Origin of the sequence: Pseudomonas sp. GGS8 (assembly GCF_024168645.1) — a bacterium.
GTDB lineage: Bacteria > Pseudomonadota > Gammaproteobacteria > Pseudomonadales > Pseudomonadaceae > Aquipseudomonas.
The window spans coordinates 6,522,352-6,541,706 of sequence record NZ_JALJWF010000001.1; the positions used below are offsets into that span (position 1 = coordinate 6,522,352).

22 protein-coding genes and 1 tRNA gene are annotated in these 19,355 nt (G+C 56.8%); 6 read left to right on the forward strand and 17 right to left on the reverse strand.

Annotated features, from left to right (window positions below; translation table 11 throughout):
• Positions 1 to 635 precede the first annotated feature (635 nt).
• Positions 636 to 1,562 carry a LysR family transcriptional regulator gene (locus J3D54_RS29385; RefSeq protein ID WP_253426104.1) on the reverse strand — a complete coding sequence of 309 codons (927 nt, stop codon included), beginning with the start codon at positions 1,560 to 1,562 and terminating at the stop codon, positions 636 to 638.
• A 176-nt stretch (positions 1,563 to 1,738) separates the two neighbouring features.
• Here J3D54_RS29385 and J3D54_RS29390 point away from each other — a divergent pair, with 176 nt between their 5' ends.
• A complete protein-coding gene (locus tag J3D54_RS29390; RefSeq protein WP_253426106.1) occupies positions 1,739 to 2,578 on the forward strand; it encodes a pirin family protein in 840 nt (279 codons plus the stop codon).
• An 88-nt stretch (positions 2,579 to 2,666) separates the two neighbouring features.
• Positions 2,667 to 3,746 (forward strand): alkene reductase, encoded by a 1,080-nt coding sequence (locus tag J3D54_RS29395; RefSeq protein ID WP_253426108.1) that lies wholly within the window; start codon positions 2,667 to 2,669, stop codon positions 3,744 to 3,746.
• A gap of 130 nt (positions 3,747 to 3,876) precedes the next feature.
• On the opposite strand, the gene J3D54_RS29400 is transcribed toward J3D54_RS29395, so the two are convergent.
• Complete coding sequence (locus J3D54_RS29400) at positions 3,877 to 4,740, reverse strand: aldo/keto reductase family oxidoreductase (protein WP_253426110.1); 864 nt, start codon at positions 4,738 to 4,740, stop codon at positions 3,877 to 3,879.
• Positions 4,741 to 4,840: 100 nt separating this feature from the next.
• Here J3D54_RS29400 and J3D54_RS29405 point away from each other — a divergent pair, with 100 nt between their 5' ends.
• Positions 4,841 to 5,743 (forward strand): LysR family transcriptional regulator, encoded by a 903-nt coding sequence (locus J3D54_RS29405; RefSeq protein ID WP_253426112.1) that lies wholly within the window; start codon positions 4,841 to 4,843, stop codon positions 5,741 to 5,743.
• A gap of 273 nt (positions 5,744 to 6,016) precedes the next feature.
• On the opposite strand, the gene J3D54_RS29410 is transcribed toward J3D54_RS29405, so the two are convergent.
• The 9 genes from J3D54_RS29410 to thrS all read right to left on the reverse strand — a co-directional run bounded on the left by J3D54_RS29410 (position 6,017) and on the right by thrS (position 13,473).
• Positions 6,017 to 6,093: transfer RNA gene (locus tag J3D54_RS29410), tRNA-Pro, on the reverse strand.
• 89 nt (positions 6,094 to 6,182) lie between these two features.
• Positions 6,183 to 6,539, reverse strand: a complete 357-nt coding sequence (locus J3D54_RS29415) for a MerR family transcriptional regulator (RefSeq protein ID WP_003179985.1) — start codon at positions 6,537 to 6,539, stop codon at positions 6,183 to 6,185.
• Entirely contained in the window at positions 6,520 to 6,822 is a 303-nt protein-coding gene (ihfA, locus tag J3D54_RS29420) for an integration host factor subunit alpha (protein WP_002553164.1), read from the reverse strand. Before ihfA ends, J3D54_RS29415 begins: the two co-directional genes overlap by 20 nt.
• Positions 6,823 to 6,825: 3 nt before the next feature.
• The gene (gene pheT / locus J3D54_RS29425; protein WP_253426114.1) at positions 6,826 to 9,207 is read right to left on the reverse strand and encodes a phenylalanine--tRNA ligase subunit beta; all 2,382 of its coding nucleotides are present in this window, start codon (positions 9,205 to 9,207) and stop codon (positions 6,826 to 6,828) included.
• 26 nt (positions 9,208 to 9,233) lie between these two features.
• A complete protein-coding gene (pheS, locus tag J3D54_RS29430) occupies positions 9,234 to 10,250 on the reverse strand; it encodes a phenylalanine--tRNA ligase subunit alpha (protein WP_007940232.1) in 1,017 nt (338 codons plus the stop codon).
• Positions 10,251 to 10,359: 109 nt separating this feature from the next.
• Positions 10,360 to 10,716 carry a 50S ribosomal protein L20 gene (rplT, locus tag J3D54_RS29435; RefSeq protein WP_007905879.1) on the reverse strand — a complete coding sequence of 119 codons (357 nt, stop codon included), beginning with the start codon at positions 10,714 to 10,716 and terminating at the stop codon, positions 10,360 to 10,362.
• A 28-nt stretch (positions 10,717 to 10,744) separates the two neighbouring features.
• On the reverse strand, positions 10,745 to 10,939 hold the full coding sequence (gene rpmI / locus J3D54_RS29440) for a 50S ribosomal protein L35 (protein WP_002553160.1): 195 nt from the start codon (positions 10,937 to 10,939) through the stop codon (positions 10,745 to 10,747).
• A 60-nt stretch (positions 10,940 to 10,999) separates the two neighbouring features.
• Positions 11,000 to 11,551: a translation initiation factor IF-3 gene (gene infC / locus J3D54_RS29445; protein WP_169857083.1), complete on the reverse strand. Its 552-nt coding sequence runs from the start codon at positions 11,549 to 11,551 to the stop codon at positions 11,000 to 11,002.
• Positions 11,551 to 13,473, reverse strand: a complete 1,923-nt coding sequence (thrS, locus tag J3D54_RS29450; protein ID WP_253426116.1) for a threonine--tRNA ligase — start codon at positions 13,471 to 13,473, stop codon at positions 11,551 to 11,553. The genes infC and thrS overlap by 1 nt, the downstream gene beginning before the upstream one ends.
• 373 nt (positions 13,474 to 13,846) lie before the next feature.
• On the opposite strand from thrS, the gene J3D54_RS29455 reads away from it, so the two are divergent.
• Positions 13,847 to 14,149, forward strand: a complete 303-nt coding sequence (locus J3D54_RS29455; protein ID WP_253426118.1) for a hypothetical protein — start codon at positions 13,847 to 13,849, stop codon at positions 14,147 to 14,149.
• 290 nt (positions 14,150 to 14,439) lie between these two features.
• Positions 14,440 to 14,652, forward strand: coding sequence for a cold-shock protein (locus J3D54_RS29460; RefSeq protein WP_003179963.1), 213 nt, complete (start codon positions 14,440 to 14,442; stop codon positions 14,650 to 14,652).
• A gap of 72 nt (positions 14,653 to 14,724) precedes the next feature.
• On the opposite strand, the gene J3D54_RS29465 is transcribed toward J3D54_RS29460, so the two are convergent.
• Together J3D54_RS29465 and J3D54_RS29470 are read right to left on the reverse strand one after the other, a co-directional pair.
• A complete protein-coding gene (locus J3D54_RS29465) occupies positions 14,725 to 15,042 on the reverse strand; it encodes an I78 family peptidase inhibitor (RefSeq protein ID WP_253426121.1) in 318 nt (105 codons plus the stop codon).
• Between the two features lie 167 nt (positions 15,043 to 15,209).
• Entirely contained in the window at positions 15,210 to 15,515 is a 306-nt protein-coding gene (locus J3D54_RS29470; protein ID WP_253426124.1) for a hypothetical protein, read from the reverse strand.
• A 131-nt stretch (positions 15,516 to 15,646) separates the two neighbouring features.
• Between J3D54_RS29470 and J3D54_RS29475 the strand changes: the two genes are divergently transcribed.
• Complete coding sequence (locus J3D54_RS29475) at positions 15,647 to 15,853, forward strand: hypothetical protein (protein WP_253426126.1); 207 nt, start codon at positions 15,647 to 15,649, stop codon at positions 15,851 to 15,853.
• A 38-nt stretch (positions 15,854 to 15,891) separates the two neighbouring features.
• Here the strand turns inward: J3D54_RS29475 and J3D54_RS29480 are convergent, their stop codons facing one another.
• From J3D54_RS29480 to J3D54_RS29495, 4 genes are read right to left on the reverse strand one after another with little or no spacing between them, the layout of a single operon-like run.
• Positions 15,892 to 16,920, reverse strand: coding sequence for a nucleoside hydrolase (locus J3D54_RS29480; protein WP_253426129.1), 1,029 nt, complete (start codon positions 16,918 to 16,920; stop codon positions 15,892 to 15,894).
• Positions 16,921 to 16,954: 34 nt separating this feature from the next.
• Complete coding sequence (gene rbsD, locus J3D54_RS29485) at positions 16,955 to 17,359, reverse strand: D-ribose pyranase (RefSeq protein WP_253426132.1); 405 nt, start codon at positions 17,357 to 17,359, stop codon at positions 16,955 to 16,957.
• Positions 17,356 to 18,273 (reverse strand): ribokinase, encoded by a 918-nt coding sequence (gene rbsK / locus J3D54_RS29490; protein WP_253426135.1) that lies wholly within the window; start codon positions 18,271 to 18,273, stop codon positions 17,356 to 17,358. Before rbsK ends, rbsD begins: the two co-directional genes overlap by 4 nt.
• 59 nt (positions 18,274 to 18,332) lie before the next feature.
• Entirely contained in the window at positions 18,333 to 19,352 is a 1,020-nt protein-coding gene (locus tag J3D54_RS29495; RefSeq protein WP_253426139.1) for a LacI family DNA-binding transcriptional regulator, read from the reverse strand.
• Positions 19,353 to 19,355 lie beyond the last annotated feature (3 nt).

A 19,355-nucleotide genomic window follows, 5' to 3' on the forward strand; every position in this document is an offset into this window, starting at 1 on the left:
GATATCCCTTCTAGTGAGAGCCGTAATGTGCCTTTGGTCGTCACTGATTTCTCATCCCATCATCGAATGTCCGGCTACGGAGACCGAAGCAGCTCAATTATCAAGCTGGGGCCAAAGTCCGCGGGACAAATTCCGATCTTGGTATCACATCCGAAAAATTCACCCGGAGCCAGCCGTTTTGTGGGAGTAAAAACACTTAAAAACAAAAAGGGGTCGCGAGATAAAATCTCGCGACCCCTTTGAATAATATGGTCGGGACGGAGTGATTCGAACACTCGACCCCTAGCACCCCATCTCCTTTTTCATACTTCTTGAAAGCTTCCAAAATTTTACTCTGGATTTTTCCAAGCCAGTATTTGCTTGAGCTCCAGCGGTGTTCTGCTCTACGAGAGTCCAGTAACGTCCATCAAGAGCCGACGTTTTTGTGGGGGGAAAAGTAGGGTAAACCCATCTCATGGCCAAAATCACCATCACAGAACTCGAGTCGTTGACCGCCAACGATGCCGGCCTGTTCCTCAGGGAGGATGGCAATTTGGCCGGTCGAATCTCGGTCCGTAAATACAGATGACGTGACTAATGGTGGAGGAAATTACTACCCGTCCCGCTGTGTGAAAGTCATAAGCCCAAATACCGTGTCAAACCTGCTCAGGTAAAACCCTTGCTGGGAATGCTTCCACTTTTAGCTTCTCCATCACCAGTCCTATAAAGGCTGATACCGCCAACGGCAAATGTTGCCGACTGGGATAAAGCACATGCAGGCCGTATCCAGTGCGATGGTAATGCGGTAGCACAGGCACAAGGCGGCCAGCCCGAAGATCGAAATCAACTATCGTGGGCGGCAGCAACGCAATTCCCAAGCCAGCCACCGTGGCCTTACGCAATGCCTGAGCCGTGTTTCCATTGAAACGGCTGGTAATCTGCACGTCTTCCTCAACACCGTTTGGCCCATTAAGACGCCACGTGGTGACGCCGCTAGGATGACCGAAACTCACACAGTCGTGATTGACCAGATCCTCTAGCGTAGCGGGCACACCTCGGTTATTGAGGTACTTGGGGCTGGCGACCAAACCTTCATTGCCTGCTCCAATGAGTTGGCGACCGACGTATCCCGAATCCTGCAAAGTGCCCCCTCGAAACGCGATGTCGATCCGATCAGCGATCAAATCGGCGCGTGCATCACTTAGCACGAAGTCAACCTGAACCCGTGGATGCAAGGCTAGAAAATCGGCCACCCATTCCATAGGGAAGAAGTCGAAGAAATCAGCCATCGCCGCAATGCGCACGATGCCACTCGGCTCCTGGTTTCCCGTCATTAATTGCTGTCCGGCATCGATCAGGCCTTCTACCGCGCCAGAGCAGCGGTCATGAAAAGCCTGACCTGAATGGGTAAGTGTGAGCTTGCGCGTGGAGCGTTGCAGCAGCCGTGTGCCGAGCTGCGCCTCGAGTTGCTGAACGCGTCTGCTTAAGGTGTTGGACGGCATTCCAAGCTGCCGCGCCGCTTCGGCAAAGCTGCCGTTGCGTACCACTTGTACAAACAAGGCGACGTCATTCAGGTCAATCACTTTATCGCCACCCCTTCGTTAAATGGATTGGTTCAATCCAATTATGCCATCTAATAAAGCAATCCGAAGACGCATATCCTTCAGGCATTGCTGCATTTGACCTCCCAGGCAGCCAAAGCGCTGCTCGATGACATTGTCTGGTGGGCCCAGGCGCTCAAACCCCCGAGAGAAAACATATGACCGCCACCGTCGCTGTTCTGCAACGCGCCATTGTCCATCGCACTAAAGGCAGCACCCATGGCCCTATAACGCGGCTTATGAGCCCGGGCGATCTGGGCGAGCTTTTGAAGCCTTTCATTTTCCTTGATATTTTCAGTTTGAACGCCAGTCGCGGTAAGTCCAATTTCGGCATGCACCCGCACTCAGGGATCGCGACGGTTACCTTCATGACCAAAGGCGACGTCGCCTATGAAGACACCACTGGCGCGGCAGGTGTATTGCTTGCCGGTGGTGTTGAGTGGATGCGCGCCGGCAACGGGGTTTGGCACGACGCTACGCTAGCCAACGAGTCCTCAATGCAAGGATTCCAGCTCTGGGTGGCACTACCGCCGTCGTTGGAAAACGCCCCCGCGCTGAGTGTCTATCTTGCGCCCTCCCAAGTTCCGCAATCAGGCCCGGCGCGCGTGCTCCTGGGCCGCTACGGTAATGCGCAGAGCCTGATTGAAGCGCCGAGTGACATGAACTATCTCGCCGTGAATTTGAAAGACGGCGAGCGCTGGCGGTATACCCCGCCGTCCGGACACACCGTGGCCTGGCTCGCGGTTAATGCAGGACGGCTGGACACAGGGAGCCTGATTAATGCCGGCGAACTCGCCGTATTCGAGGAGTCCGAACAATACATCGATTTCGTGGCTCAAGGTGAATGCTCATTCGTACTGGGCTCAGCAGTGAAGCATCCGCACGAACTGGTGACGGGCTACTACTCGGTACACACGAGCAGGGCAGCTCTGGCACAGGGCGAAACTGAGATACAGCGCATCGGCGAACGCCTGCGGCAGGAGGGACGACTGAGCTAGCCCCTGAGGCGCGCCTTCAGTCGATACGACTCCCAGCTAAACATCCCATCAATCCCGAATTATTAATCCTCACCTACTGAGATACATCATGACCACGAGCAATCTCGACCTGCTTTTGTCCCCTGCACAAATCGGCTCCCTCCCTCTGAAAAACCACATGGTCATGGCGCCTTTGACGCGAAGCCGCGCCGGTGAAGGTGATGCTCCGACGCCCACCGTGGTTGAGTATTACCGGCAACGTGCCGGTGCCGGCCTCATCATCACCGAGGGTTCTCAGGTCTCGGCACAAGGCAAAGGCTATATGAGAACGCCGGGCATCTTCACCTCCGAACAAATCGCCGGCTGGAGACAAGTGACCGACGCTGTTCATGCAGAAGGTGGACGGATATTCCTGCAACTCTGGCATGTCGGACGGCTCTCACATCCATTGGTGCAGATCAACAGCGCCCTGCCAGTAGCACCTTCAGCGATCAAGGCTGATGGCGAGATCTATACGCCTGAGGGACTGAAGTCTTACGAATTGCCACGAGCTCTGGATCTCGATGAGATTCCTGACGTGATCGCTGATTTTCGCCAAGGTGCTGAAAACGCAATACGTGCTGGATTCGACGGCGTTGAAATCCATGGTGCAAACGGTTATTTGATCGACCAGTTCCTACGCAATGGCACCAATACCCGAACCGATACCTACGGCGGATCTGTAGAGAATCGCGCTCGATTTCTCAAGGAGGTAGTCGAGTCCGTCATCGAGGTCTTCGGGGCCAGCCGCGTAGGCGTTCGCCTGTCGCCAATCTTCAATTATTTCTCCATGAGCGACAGCGATCCCCAAGCAACTTTCAACTACGCGGCGAAGATGCTCAGTCGCTATGGGTTGGCCTACCTTCACGTGGTGGAACTCGGTGCAGGGTCATTCGATTTCAGGGAATTAAAGCGTCGTTTCGGTGGCACCTATATCGCCAATGGTGGCTATGACGCAGAGCGAGCCGCAACGGCGCTCAGCTTAGGCGATGCTGATCTGGTGTCGTTTGGCACCGGGTTCCTGGCCAACCCGGATTTGGTGGAGCGATTCAAACACGGCGAGTCCTTGAACGAAGCAGACCCAACGACGTTCTACCAAGGTGAGGAACGCGGTTACACGGACTATCCGAGCATGGCGCAATCCCGATAGACACTATGAGCAAAATACTGGATTAGACGTCAGTCAGCGTAATGTCTCACGGCGATCACGAGCCATTCGCTGGCGCTTACAGGGCTGTTTAGTAAAAGCTCCAACTAATCAGCCCTGGACTCTCCGTCCGCTATCCCAGCGCCTCCAACTCGGCCAGCATGTCAGGCGCGATGACCAATTCACTCGCGGTGAGATTCTCTCGAAGGTGTGCCACCGAGGAAGTACCAGGAATCAACAAGATATTAGGAGCACGTTGCAGCAGCCACGCCAGCGCCACGCACAGAGGTGAAGCTCCCATGCGCGTCGCTACGTTCGAGAGTACTTGCGACTGCAACGGCGTGAAACCACCTAGAGGAAAGAACGGCACATAAGCAATGCCCTGCTGACCCAACTCAGAAATAAGTGTCTCGTCTTCACGATGAGACAGATTGTAGTGATTCTGCACGCAGACGATGTCAGCGATCCCCTGCGCTTGCTTGACCTGCGATGGCGTGACATTGCTTACGCCCAAGTGGCGAATGAGCCCCTGGCGTTGTAATTCTACAAGTGTGGTAAATGATTCCTCGATGGACCCCTCGGCGGGCGATTGCTGGTTGCCCATTGCCCTAAGGTTCACCACATCCAGTACGTCCACACCAAGATTGCGCAGGTTGTCATGCACGCCCTGGGTCAATTCGGCGGGGCTCTGCGCTGGATTCCAAGAGCCATCAGAACCGCGGAGTGCGCCGACCTTTGTCACGATCACCAGGTTTTCAGCGTAAGGGTGTAAAGCTTCACGGATCAGTTGGTTGGTCACGTGAGGGCCGTAAAAATCTGCGGTATCAATGTGGTTTACACCCGACGCCAGCGCCTCACGCAGCACGGCAATGGCCGCTTTCGGATCCTTGGGAGGGCCAAAAACGTTAGGTCCCGCCAATTGCATCGCACCGTAGCCCATACGATTTACCGCCCGATCGCCCAATAAGAACGAACCTGCTTTGGCCACTTTGCTCATTTTGTCTACCTCAATCAGAGTATGTGTGACGCACTATAGGCATTGACCACTTCATTGGTAATAGGGTGCAATCGGCACAGGTTGTACGGCTGAGAGAACAATGCAAACCAACATTCAAGACTTGCTGGCCTTTGTAGCAGTGGTCAACGCAGGAGGTTTCCGCGAAGGAGCCAAGTCCTGCGGTAAATCCGCTTCAAGCCTCAGTGACGCGGTGCGACGCCTGGAAGCCAGGCTAGGTGTGAGGCTGCTCAATCGCACCACCCGGAGCGTGGCTCCGACTGAAGCTGGCGCAAGGCTGATGGAACGCATCGTGCCCGCATTGGGCGAAGTCGAGTCGGCTCTTGATGTGGTGAACGACTTCCGCGACCGCCCCTCGGGCACCCTCAAGCTGAATGTTCCTGCCAGCGCCGCAAGACTTGTGCTGCCGTCGATCATTACCCCCTTCCTGCAAACCTATCCCGACATCAGCCTGGAAGTGACGATCGAGGAGAGCTTCGTCGACATGCTTGCGGCAGGTTGTGACGCGGGTATTCGTTACGATGAACGCCTTGAGCAGGACATGATTGCAGTCCCCATCGGCCCACGACTTCAACGCTTCGCGACGGCCGCATCACCGGCTTATCTCGATGCCAGAGGTCGACCAGAGCACCCACGAGATCTGTTGAAACACGCATGCCTGCGGGGCAGATTTCCGAGTGGCGCGATGCCGCTCTGGGAGTACGAACGTCATGGCGAAACCGTGAGCGTGGACCCGACTGGGCCGTTGATTGTCAGGGTGGGAGGCGCCGTGGACCTGACTGTTCAGGCTGCGATTGATGGGCTGGGTATCGTCTACCTGTTTGAGGACTGGCTTCAGCCCCATCTGGACAGTGGGGCACTTGAACCGGTGCTGGAACCATGGTGGCAGAGCTTTACCGGGCCGTTTCTCTATTACCCTGGTAGACGCTATCTGCCCTCGCCTCTGAGGGCATTTATAGACTTTATCAATGCCCAGCGAACGTAGTTCATCAATAACCATTCGACGAATGTTAAACGCGGAAATGCCTTGAGTCTGAGGTATCACCGGCTCAATGAACGCCGAAACCGCCATAGGCAATGTCACCGACTTAAATAAAGCAGGTGCAGGCCTCTATTGGTGCGCTGATAGTGCGACAGAACACCAACCAGCTCCTTGATATCCGCTGAGATTCCAGCCAGAGCCAGTGGTTTTGTGGGGGGAAAACGACTTTAAATAGAAAGGGGTCGCGAGATAAAATCTCGCAACCCCTTGAATATATGGTCGGGACGGAGTGATTCGAACACTCGACCCCTAGCACCCCATGCTAGTGCGCTACCGGACTGCGCTACGCCCCGACTAGGCGTTGACTCTGTCCCTCATCTCGAGGAACGCTCAAGAATATATCGCAAGCTTTTGAAAACTGGAAGTATTTAAAAGCAGGAATTTATTTCTTGAGGACTACCAGAACATCTTCCAGCTCGGCGATCATCTGGCGGATCATTTGTTTGTATTGGGTGGTGTCGTCTTTGGCTTCATCGCCGGACAAACGCAAGCGTGCGCCGCCGATGGTGAACCCCTGATCGTAAAGAAGCGCGCGGATCTGCCGGATCATCAGCACGTCCTGGCGCTGATAATACCGGCGGTTTCCGCGGCGTTTGACGGGGTTGAGTTGAGGAAACTCCTGCTCCCAATAGCGCAGCACGTGTGGTTTTACCGCACACAGCTCGCTGACTTCACCAATGGTGAAGTAGCGTTTGCCCGGGATGACGGGTAGTTCGTCGTTATGACTTGGTTCCAGCATAAGCCTCAACTCGGGCCTTCAACTTCTGCCCTGGACGAAAGGTGACCACACGGCGAGCCGTGATCGGGATTTCTTCTCCCGTTTTTGGATTGCGGCCAGGCCGCTGGCGTTTGTCCCGAAGGTCGAAATTGCCGAAACCGGACAATTTGACTTGTTCGTTGTCTTCGAGCGCGTGCCTGATTTCTTCGAAAAACAGTTCGACCAATTCCTTGGCCTCCCGCTTGTTCAGGCCCAGCTCTTCGTACAGACGTTCCGCCATCTCAGCTTTCGTCAAAGCCCCCATACGTCACTTCCTTAACGTGGCGTTCAACCTTTGTTCGAGCGAGGTGAGGATGTTTTGCGTTGCGGTATTCACCTCATCGTCATTAAGAGTGCGCGATGGATGCTGCCAGGTCAAGCCGACCGCAAGGCTTTTTCTATCAGGATCAATGCCTTTACCCTGATACACGTCAAATAGCCTGAGGTCCGTGAGCCATTCGCCTGCATTTTCACGGATTACATCCAGCACAGCACTGGCCGCCACGTCCGTGGCCGCAATCAATGCCAAGTCACGACGCACTTCAGGAAAGCGCGACAACTCGCTGAATTTTGGCATTTTCCCCAACGCCACTTCGACCAGTACCAGCTCGAAAACGAAGACCGGACGGTCGAGACCGAGGGTTTTCGACAATTCAGGGTGGATAGCACCGACGTAGCCGACCAGACGACCATCACGCTCGACGCGCGCGGTTTGACCCGGGTGCAACGCAGGGTGTTTACCCGGCACGAACGTGAACGCGTCCAGTGCACCGGCGAAGCCCAGCACCGCTTCAACATCGGCTTTGACGTCGAAGAAATCCACAACATCGCGACCTTGCGCCCAGCCTTCCGGCAGACGGCTACCGCACACCACACCAGCCAGCATCGGCTCTTGCTTCAGGCCTTCCAGCTGACCGACGAAGCGCAGGCCGCTTTCGAACAGGCGGACGCGATCCTGCTGACGGTTCAGGTTGTGCTGAAGCGCCTTGACCAGGCCCGGCCACAGGGACGAACGCATGGCTGCCATGTCGTTGGAAATCGGGTTAGCCAGCAGCAGCGGCTCGACACCCGGATTAAACAACTCGAATTGTTTCGGATCGATGAAGCTGTAGGTGATCGCTTCCTGATAACCACGGGCCACCAGCAGACGACGCAGTTCAGGCAGATCGCTGCGCGCTTCAGCTTTGGCTTGTGGCGCCAGACGGGCTTGCGGGTAGCGAACCGGCAGACGGTTGTAACCGTACAGACGGGCCAGCTCTTCGATCAGGTCGACTTCCAGGCTGATATCGAAACGGAAGCTTGGCACTTCAACGCGCCACTGCCCTGCCCCATCGGCAGTAATGGTCAGGCCCAAAGCGCTGAGCAGACGCTCGACTTCGGCCGAATCCATTTCCATGCCCAGCATCTGAGTGATGCGTTGGGCACGCAGAGTGATCGGTGCGATCGACGGCAAGTGCTGCTCGCTGACGGTTTCGACGATCGGGCCGGCTTCGCCCCCGGTGATGTCCAGCAGCAGGCCAGTGGCGCGCTCCATGGCTTCACGGGCCAGCTTCCAGTCCACGCCACGCTCGTAGCGATGCGAAGCGTCGGTGTGCAGGCCGTAGGAACGCGCCTTGCCAGCGACGGCAATCTGGTCGAAGAACGCGCTTTCCAGGAAAATATCGCGCGTGGTCGCGGTGTTGACGCCACTGTGCTCGCCCCCCATGACGCCGGCGATCGCCAAGGCGCGGGTGTGGTCGGCGATCACCAGCGTATCGCTACGCAGGCTGACTTCCTGACCGTCGAGCAGTACCAGCTTCTCGCCTTCTTCGGCCATGCGCACGCGGATGCCGCCATTGATTTCGGCGAGATCGAATGCGTGCAGCGGTTGACCCAGTTCCAGCATCACATAGTTGGTGATGTCGACGGCGGCGTCGATGCTGCGCACGTCGGCGCGACGCAGGCGCTCAACCATCCACAGTGGCGTAGGCTTGGACAAATCAACGTTACGGATCACACGACCCAGGTAACGCGGGCAAGCGTTTGGCGCCAGCACTTCGATCGAACGCACTTCGTCGTGCACGGCAGGAACGCTGGCAACAGTCGGGCGCACCACCGCGGCGGCATAAAGCGCACCGACCTCACGGGCCAGACCGGCCAAAGACAGGCAGTCACCGCGGTTCGGGGTCAGGTCGACCTCGATGCTGGCGTCTTCCAGGTTCAGGTATTCACGAATGTCCTGACCGACCGGCGCATCGGCCGGCAATTCCATCAGGCCGTCGTTACCTTCGCCAATTTGCAGTTCAGCCTGGGAGCACAGCATGCCGTTGGATTCAACGCCACGCAGCTTGGCTTTCTTGATTTTGAAATCGCCTGGCAGTTCGGCACCGATCATCGCGAACGGGATCTTCAGGCCCGGGCGCACGTTTGGCGCACCGCACACAACCTGGAAGGTCTCCGCGCCACTGCTGACCTGGCAAACGCGCAGCTTGTCGGCGTCCGGGTGTTGCTCGGTGCTCAGCACCTCGCCCACTACCACGCCACTGAATTCACCGGCGGCCGGCGTAACGCTATCGACCTCAAGACCGGCCATCGACAGACGAGCAACCAGCTCGTCGCGATTTACCTGCGGGCTTACCCAGCCACGCAGCCATTGTTCACTGAATTTCATCCTGCTCTCCTAAGAATTCGTTACGACTAGCGAAATTGCGCGAGGAACCGCAAGTCGTTGTCGAAGAACAGACGCAAGTCGTTCACGCCGTAACGCAGCATGGCCAGACGCTCAACGCCCATGCCGAAGGCAAAGCCCGAAAACTCTTCCGGGTCGATCCCGGACATACGCAGCACGTTCGGGTGAACCATGCCGCAGCCCATGACTTCCAGCCAGCCAGTCTGCTTGCAGACACGGCAGCCTTTACCGCTGCACATCACGCATTCCATGTCGACTTCAGCGGATGGCTCGGTGAACGGGAAGTACGAAGGACGGAAACGCACGGCCAGCTCTTTTTCGAAGAACACGCGCAGGAACTCTTCGATGGTCCCTTTCAGGTCGGCGAAGTTGATATCGCGGTCGACCAGCAGGCCTTCGACCTGGTGAAACATCGGCGAGTGGGTGATATCGGAGTCGCTACGGTACACACGGCCTGGGCAGACGATGCGGATCGGCGGCTGTTTCGATTCCATGGTGCGGACCTGTACCGGCGAGGTATGGGTGCGCAGCAACATGTTGGCATTGAAATAGAAGGTGTCATGCATCGACCGGGCCGGGTGATGGCCTGGGATGTTGAGCGCTTCAAAGTTGTGGTAATCGTCTTCGACCTCAGGGCCTTCGGCAATGCCGTAGCCGATGTGGGTGAAGAACTGCTCGATACGTTCCAGAGTCCGGGTAACCGGATGCAGACCGCCTGAGGTCTGGCCGCGGCCAGGCAGGGTCACGTCAATGGATTCGGCGGCGAGCTTGGCCGCAAGATCGGCCTCCTCGAACAACGCCTTGCGCGCATTGAGAACCTCTGTGACACGCTCCTTGGCAACGTTGATCAGCGCACCGACTTGTGGACGCTCTTCTGCCGGCAAATTCCCCAGGGTCTTCATCACCTGAGTCAATTCACCCTTTTTGCCAAGGTAGTGAACCCGGATTTGCTCCAGGGCATTGATATCTTCAGCGCTTTGCACAGCCTCTAGTGCTTGAGAGACGAGCGCATCCAGGTTTTCCATGTACAGACTCCAGATACAAAATAGGGGAAGAGCTTGAAGGCTCTTCCCCTATTTATGACGTTTAACACCTGGCCCCACAGAGGTGAGGCCGGGTGACTGTCGGGGGTACTTAAGCCAAGGTGGCTTTAGCTTTCTCGACAATCGCAGCAAACGCCGCTTTTTCGTTCACTGCCAGATCAGCCAGAACCTTACGGTCGATCTCGATGGACGCTTTTTTCAGGCCGGCGATGAAACGGCTGTAGGACAGACCGTTGATACGTGCACCAGCGTTGATACGAGCGATCCACAGAGCGCGGAACTGACGTTTTTTCTGACGACGGTCACGGTAGGCGTATTGGCCTGCCTTGATTACCGCTTGCTTGGCAACACGGAATACGCGCGAGCGAGCGCCGTAGTAGCCTTTAGCAAGTTTCAGAATTTTTTTGTGACGTTTACGGGCAATGACGCCACGCTTTACACGAGCCATGAGTTACTTCCTCTATTCTTGACTAAAATTAACGAAGGCGCAGCATGCGCTCGACTTTTGCCACGTCAGACGGATGCAGCAAGCTGCTACCGCGCAGTTGACGCTTACGCTTGGTCGACATTTTAGTCAGGATGTGGCTCTTGAAAGCGTGCTTGTGCTTGATACCGTTAGCAGTTTTCAAAAACCGCTTAGCAGCACCACTTTTCGTTTTCATTTTTGGCATGTTCGGATACTCCGCATTCAGTTGATAAACATAATCAGAAGGCCTGCCGTGCCCTGTTGATTACTTCTTCTTTTTCGGGGCGATGACCATGATCAGCTGGCGTCCTTCCATCTTAGGATGCTGTTCGACCGAACCGTACTCGAGCAAGTCACCTTCAACTCGCTTGAGGAGTTCCATCCCCAGCTCCTGGTGGGCCATCTCACGGCCGCGGAATCGCAAGGATACCTTGGCCCTGTCCCCGTCACTCAGGAAACGTACCAGGTTGCGCAGTTTTACCTGGTAATCCCCTTCCTCCGTCCCTGGACGAAACTTGATTTCTTTAACCTGAATCTGCTTCTGGTTTTTCTTGGCCGCAGCAATCTGCTTCTTCTTTTCGAAGATCGATTTGCCGTAGTCCATCAGTTTGCAAACAGGGGGTACTGCATCGGCGGAAATTTCCACCAAATCCAGTTTGGCCTCTTCAGCCTTAAGAAGCGCGTCTTCAATTGACACAATCCCAAGCTGTTCACCTTCAGCCCCAATTAACCGAACCTCGCGTGCCGAGATATTCTCGTTGATCGGGGCTTTCGGTGCAGCTCGTTTATCTTGTCTCATTTCACGCTTAATAGTAATTACTCCGAATCTGGGCGACCACGCCGGGAAACCGCTTGCGCGAGAAACTCAGCGAACTGGGCGACGGGCATCGAGCCCAGGTCAGCACCTTCACGAGTACGCACAGCGACAGTCTGCATCTCGACTTCCCGATCTCCGATAACCAAGAGATAGGGAACCTTGAGCAAAGTATGCTCGCGGATTTTAAAGCCGATCTTTTCATTTCTCAAGTCAGACTTGGCACGAAATCCGCTTTCGTTGAGAGTTTTTTCAACCTGAGCGGCAAAATCGGCCTGTTTGTCAGTGATGTTCATGATCACTGCCTGGGTCGGCGCCAGCCACGCGGGGAATGCTCCCTCGTAGTGCTCGATCAGGATCCCGACGAAACGTTCGAAGGAGCCGAGGATCGCCCGGTGCAACATCACCGGGTGCTTGCGACTGTTGTCTTCAGAGACGTATTCGGCTCCCAGACGGACAGGCAGGTTAAAATCGAGCTGAAGGGTACCACACTGCCAGACACGGCCGAGGCAATCTTTCAGCGAGAACTCGATCTTCGGACCGTAGAACGCACCCTCGCCCGGCTGCAGATCATACGGCAGGCCCGCGCTATCAAGGGCTGCGGCCAATGCCGCTTCGGCGCGATCCCACAGCTCGTCGGAACCGACGCGTTTTTCCGGACGAGTGGACAGCTTCATTTCGACTTCTTTAAAGCCGAAGTCGGCATAGACGTCCATGGTCAGTTTGATGAACGCGGCGGATTCGGCCTGCATCTGCTCTTCAGTACAGAAGATGTGAGCATCGTCCTGAGTGAAGGCGCGAACGCGCATGATGCCGTGCAACGCACCCGATGGTTCGTTACGGTGGCAGGCACCGAACTCGGCCAGACGCATTGGCAGCTCGCGGTAGCTTTTCAGGCCCTGATTGAACACCTGCACGTGGCACGGGCAGTTCATCGGCTTGATGGCGTAGTCGCGGTTTTCCGACTGCGTGGTGAACATGTTGTCGGCGTAGTTGGCCCAGTGCCCGGATTTCTCCCACAGGCTGCGGTCAACGACTTGTGGAGTCTTGATCTCCAGGTAACCGTTGTCGCGCTGAACCTTGCGCATGTACTGCTCGAGCACCTGGTACAGCGTCCAGCCGTTCGGGTGCCAGAACACCATGCCCGGCGATTCTTCCTGGGTGTGGAACAGGCCCAGACGCTTGCCGATCTTGCGGTGATCGCGCTTTTCAGCTTCTTCGATGCGCTGGATGTAAGCCGCCAGCTGCTTCTTGTCCGCCCACGCGGTGCCGTAAACGCGCTGCAATTGCTCGTTCTTGGCATCGCCACGCCAGTAGGCGCCGGACAGCTTGGTCAACTTGAAGGATTTCAGGAAACGCGTGTTCGGCACGTGCGGACCGCGGCACATGTCGACGTATTCTTCGTGATAGTACAGGCCCATGGCCTGCTCGTTCGGCATGTCTTCGACCAGGCGCAGTTTGTAGTCTTCGCCACGCGCCTTGAACACTTCGATCACTTCGGCGCGCGGAGTGACTTTCTTGATCACGTCGTAATCTTTTTCGATCAGCTGCTGCATGCGCTGTTCGATGGCGGCCAGGTCGTCGGGCGTGAAAGGACGCTCGAAGGCGATGTCGTAATAGAAGCCTTCTTCGATGACCGGACCGATGACCATCTTGGCCGTCGGGTACAGCTGCTTGACCGCGTGGCCAACCAGGTGGGCGCAAGAGTGGCGAATGATCTCCAGCCCCTCTTCATCCTTTGGCGTAATGATTTGCAGCGAAGCGTCGCTGCTGATGATGTCGCTGGCGTCGACCAGCTTGCCATCGACTTTACCGGCCACGGTGGCCTTGGCCAGACCGGCACCGATGGATGCGGCGACCTCGGCTACGGAAACCGGGTGATCGAATGAACGTTGACTGCCGTCGGGAAGAGTAATAGTTGGCATGGCGCCTCCTCTCCTAGTGGTGACCCCTACCAAAGGTCACGTGGGTTGGGATGAGCCAGTACAAGATCCGATCCAGGCCATTCAATGACGAACGCCTGCCTTACAGCGGCAGGAGCCTTGCGGCCAACCGGAAAACCGAACCAGAGTGACTGGGATTCAAATCAGGGTTATTCGCGCATTTGCCGCTGCCGGGACTGAAGGTCATCCGGAGCCTGCAAACACCCGAGCTGGGCATGCTAGCACAGATGAACGGTCGTCGATGCACCGAGGTTTTCTGCTAGGGCAAATAAGGCTTTTTTATGCCAGAGTGCTGAACTTGAACCCCACGTCACCCATCAGATAAAAGACATTGACCCGAAAGGAGCATCTCAGCATGCGTCTGAATCGTTTATTCGCAGTAGTCGCCCCCCTCGTCCTGTTGCTGCCGCTGGCCGCCCACGCCGATTGGCCAAAGGGCGAGCGTGAGAAGTACATGGCTCAATGCACACAAGCGGCTGCCCCTCAGATCGGTGCCGCTGCGGCAAAAGCTCACTGTGCTTGTGGTGCCGACGCGATCAAATCGTATCCGGCCGGCGACATTCAGGCCCTGATGGACAACAAGGCCAGCCCGGAAATGCAAAAGACGGCACTGGATAAAATCGCCAAATGCAGGGCCAATCCACCGGCGAAAAAGTGAGAAAAAAGCCCTTTTGACTCGGCCCAACGCTGAGAAAAAATGACGGTTTTCAGCTTTTTCGTACGATTTATGCAGGTTTTACAGCTTTTTTTATTGTCTTTAATTTCGGCTGAAAGCCTTTTAAAACGGGGCTTTCAGCCACACAAAGCGACAAAGAGAACGCGACTGTAGGGCAAACAGCACGTCTGGGGGGCTCCCAAAGCGAACATTTCGACTATGATACTCCGGTGTGCCCAGTTGGCCTGAGCAGCACAGTACTACTGAAAATATATGTTTCTTGGAGATACACCATGTCTAATCGCCAAACCGGCACCGTTAAATGGTTCAACGATGAAAAAGGCTTCGGCTTCATCACTCCTCAAGGTGGCGGTGACGACCTGTTCGTACACTTCAAAGCTATCGAAAGCGACGGTTTCAAAAGCCTGAAAGAAGGCCAAACCGTTTCCTTCGTGGCTGAGAAAGGCCAAAAGGGTATGCAAGCTGCACAAGTTCGCCCAGAGTAATTTTCTGGCGCACTAAAAAAACCCCGTCCATGTGACGGGGTTTTTTATGGGCGAAACAAAAGCCTGAAACAATCAGCCGCAATTGACGCGAGTGACCACCAGGTTGTTATCGGTGTTCAGGTTCAGACGGTCGGAACGGTATTCCAGCGTCACCATGTCATCAGGCTTGAGGAAACGGGCATTCTGCGCGCCTGAGCGAGTACGTGCCTGCTCCAGCAATTCGGGCGAGGCCTTTTTGCCAATGGTGAATTCGGCAGCCTTTGCTTCACAACGGCTGTGGCCGGTATCGGTCGCCACAGGGTCCTTTGCCGACTCGGTGGAGGTACTGCTGCAACCGGCCAGCAGAGTGGCGGCCAACAAAGTACCCAGTGATGCGAGCTTCCAAGGCATGAAGCCTCCTTTCTTTCAAAAATTAAGCAGAGATCGTGCGACCGCCATTTGGGTGTTTGGTTTCAAGCCGGGCGCTATCACCCTGCCCTCGGTCTGGACAAGCGGCGAGTTTGCCTGAGCATCGCCCTACCGTTCATCCCGCAATCGTGACTGAATATGAACAGCGTTCAATAGACGTCGATGTAGTCGTACGGCGGATTCGGCCAGTTCTCTTTCAGCGCATTGAAGATCTGCATGACCCAGACCTCGTCGCTGGCTGCGACCCGTCCGACATAACCCGAACCCTTGGCCCATGTTTCCAGGCGAAACAGCAGCCCGTCGATATCAGTACCGCCAACGACACCCGACGAAATGTAGGCGATGCCGCCTTTGGTGACCCGCAACTGGGTGTGCTCATCGTCGCTGGCAGAGGCCAGTAGCTGACGCACCGCTTCGAGGGTCAAGCTGTCAGGAGTGTTCAAATCGATCTGCACAGCACAATCCTTGAAAATTCGTCAAAGACCAAGTGTCGCATAGCCCTCCCTTCATGCCTAAGTCGGAGTGCCAAACGTCTCGCAAAATGGTTAACTCGACACTCAGACATCTCGATTTCACGAGCGCCATCATGACCACCGTAAGCATCGACGCCAACATCACAATCAAGTGGCCACAGGGCCATAGCTCTTACAGTCCGGGCAGCCCGGAAGAGTTGGCAATCATTGGTATCGATTTGCTGGTCAAGGAACTGGGGACACAAGCTGCCCAGACCTTCATCGCCCAGATACTCGAGAAATACCCCGCCGATTATATGGGCCTGCCAGATAGCGAGTGAATGTAAAACCCGCAGGCCGGCAGCTGCGGGCCTGTGACTTACTTCAAACGAGCCAGACGCTGGGTCAGCAAGTCGAAGAAACCCTGAGCGTCGCCATTTTCAACCCAGAAGGCATTCTTCGGCGCCTTCAGGCCGTCATACCAGTCGACGATGGTCTGGCCGAAGGTCGGCCCTTCGCGGCTATCAACCACTACGTTGACCGAACGCCCGGTGAACAGCTCTGGCTTGAGCAGGTAAGCGATGACCGTGGCGTCATGCACCGGGCCACCCGGAATACCGTAGTGCTCCATGTCGCCTTTGACGTACTCGTTGAGAATATCGCCCACCAGTTTGCTGGCATTGTTGTTCAGTGCGGCGATCTGCTTCAGGCGCGCTTCACTGGTCAGGATCTTGTGAGTCACGTCCAGCGGCAGATACGTCAGCTTGACGCCACTCTTCAGCACCACCTCCGCCGCCTGTGGGTCGGCAAACAGGTTGAATTCGGCCACTGGGGTGATGTTGCCACCATTGAAGTGCGCACCGCCCATGATCACCACTTCCTTGATGCCCTGAACGATTTCAGGTTCCTGGATCAGCGCCAGGGCCAGGTTGGTCTGCGGGCCGAGCATGGCGATGGTGATGCTATGGGGCTTGGCGGCTTTCAGGGTATCGATCAGGTAATTGACCGCATTGCCTTCGGCCAGGCCTTTCTTCGGCTCATGCACGGTGACACCTGACAGGCCTTCCTTGCCGTGGATGTTCTCGGCATAAATTGGCGTGCGCATCAGCGGTTTCGGCGCGCCCGCGTAAACAGGCACCTCTTCGCGGCCCGCCCATTCGCGGGCCAGGCGCGCGTTACGCGAAGTCTTGTCCAGACGCACATTGCCAGCGACGGTGGTCAGCGCACGAATGTTCAGCTCTTCCGGCGAGGCCAGGGCAAACAGCAAGGCGACCACGTCGTCGGCACCCGGATCGGTGTCGATGATCAAGTCGATTTTTTCCGCCGCTTGGGCGCTCGTTACGGTAATCAGGGACAAAAGCAGCAGACTCCGAAGCAGGTGATGCAGTTTCTGAGCGTAGCGGTGCATAGCGCACTCCTTGTGCGTGGGGAAGAACGGAAAGCTAGAACGTTACGCCAGCCACCAAAACGATGTTGCAGTACGGCTGACATTCGCCTGTACGAACAATCGCCCGTGCCTGTCGGCTGAGCGCTTTGAATTGGTCATGACTGAGCAATTCACGCCGACCAAGCGCACCGTCGGCATTCAGTTCATCCAGCGTGCTCAAGGTCGACGGCTTTTTGTCCAGAATCTCATGGGCCAGCACATGGCTTTCGACCTGCATTTCGCTGAGCACAACCTTCAAGGTACTGATGAAATCCGGAATGCCGTGGGTCAAGGCCAGGTCAATCAACTCTACGCCGGGCGGTACTGGCAAGCCGGCATCGCCGATCACAACGGTGTCGCCATGACCCAGGGATGCGATCAGCCGCGACAACGCGACGTTGAGCAGAGGTGTCTTTTTCATGGTGCTTTAAACGCCTGTACGTCGGACAAGGTAGGAATCGAAGGTTGCGCGCCAGCCCGGGTGACCGACAGCGCAGCGGCGACCTGACCGAAACGGATCGCCTCGGCCTCGCTTTTGCCGGCCGCCAGGGCCGCTGCGAAACCACCGACAAACGTGTCGCCGGCCGCGGTGGTATCGACCGCCTTCACTTTCGGTGCCGTGAAATGCTCGAAGGTGATGCCATTGGCGAACAGCGATCCCTGAGCGCCAAGGGTGATGATCATCTTACCGGCGCCCATGGCGATCAAGCGGTTCGCGGCGGCTTCGGCAGTGCTCAGGGAATCCACCGGCAAACCGCTCAAGGCCGACGCTTCGCTTTCGTTGGGAATCAGGTAATCGATGGCCGCATACCAATCCGCCGGCAACGGGCGACTGGCCGGTGCCGGATTGAGGATCACGGTCTTACCCAGCTCACGACCGCGTTTCAGGGCATGGCCAACCGTGGCATCCGGCACTTCCAGCTGACAGATGATGACATCCGCCGTCTGCAATACGCTGTCGAAACGGTCGATCACCTCAGGGGTCAGCGCGCCGTTGGCACCGGCAACAATCACAATCGCGTTCTGACTGTTGTCATCGACCACGATCAACGCCACACCGCTGGAATCCTCGACCATACTGACTGCCTGGCAATCGATCCGCTCAGCCAACAGCGCTCCGCGCAGCGCTTCGCCATAAGCATCGCTGCCGACACAACCGACCATCGACACCTGCGCTCCCAGCCGCGCCGCGGCCACGGCCTGGTTCGCGCCCTTGCCGCCGGAAACTGTGGCAAATGACTGGCCGATCAGCGTTTCACCACCACGGGGCAGCCGTGGTGCCCGGGTCACCAGGTCCATGTTCAGGCTGCCTATTACCACTACTTTTGCTGGCATACATCTTTACTCATCAATTCGATTTCAGCGGTGCTTTTTTGTTTAGCGGTGCTTTCGGCTCAGCGATATTGGGCGAACACACCGGCCAGCGGCGCGGTCGATTCCCGCAGGACAATACTGGGCGTCACGATGCGCTGATCGGTCGCCAGATCCGGCGCGGCGATCCGGCGCAGCAACACCTCGGCCGCCATCTCGCCAAGTTGCAGGATTGATTGGCCCACGGTGGTCAGCGCCGGATAGACGTAACGGCTCATCTGGATATCGTCGAAACCGATCACCGATAGCTCGGTGGGCACACGAATATTGCGCTCGGCAGCGGCACGCAACACACCGATGCCGATCATGTCGTTGCCGGCGAAGATCGCGCTGGGCGGGTTCTTTTCCAGCAGGATCGCGGCGGCGTTGTAACCGCCGGTGCTGGTGAAGTCGCTTTCCAGCATGCGCTCGCGCGGCACCTCGACGCCCGCCTCTTTCAACGCCCGGCAATAACCGGCCAGACGCATCTGTGCCACGCTGGTACTCGCCGGCCCACCAATCGTGGCGATGTCCCGATGCCCCAACTCCAGCAAGTGCCGGGTTGCCAGATAGGCGCCGTATTCGTGATCGATGCGCACCAGGTCCGCGTCGACGCCCTCCAGGTCACGGTCGACGATCACCATCGGCGTACGCACGCCGGTCAGACCTTCAGCCAGACCGCTGTCACCACCGGCGGACGCAACGATCAAGCCGTCGATGCGCTTTTCCAGCAGCACGCGAAGGTAGCTGCGCTGTTTGTCCAGGTTGTCGTCGGAGTTGCAGAGAATGACGCAATAGCCATTGCGCTCGCAGTAATCCTCGATGCCACGGGCCAACTCGGCGAAGTACGGGTTGAGGCTGTTGGGCACCAGCAGGCCGATGGTCGCGGTGGTTTTCGCTTTCAACGAGCGGGCCACGGCGCTGGGCACGTAGTCGAGGCTTTTGATCGCGGCCTCGACCTTGATCCGCACTTCCTCACTGACCGGCCGCGTCTTGTTCACCACATGGGAAACCGTGGTGTAGGAAATGCCCGCGAGTGCCGCTACATCCTTGATCGTTGCCATGAC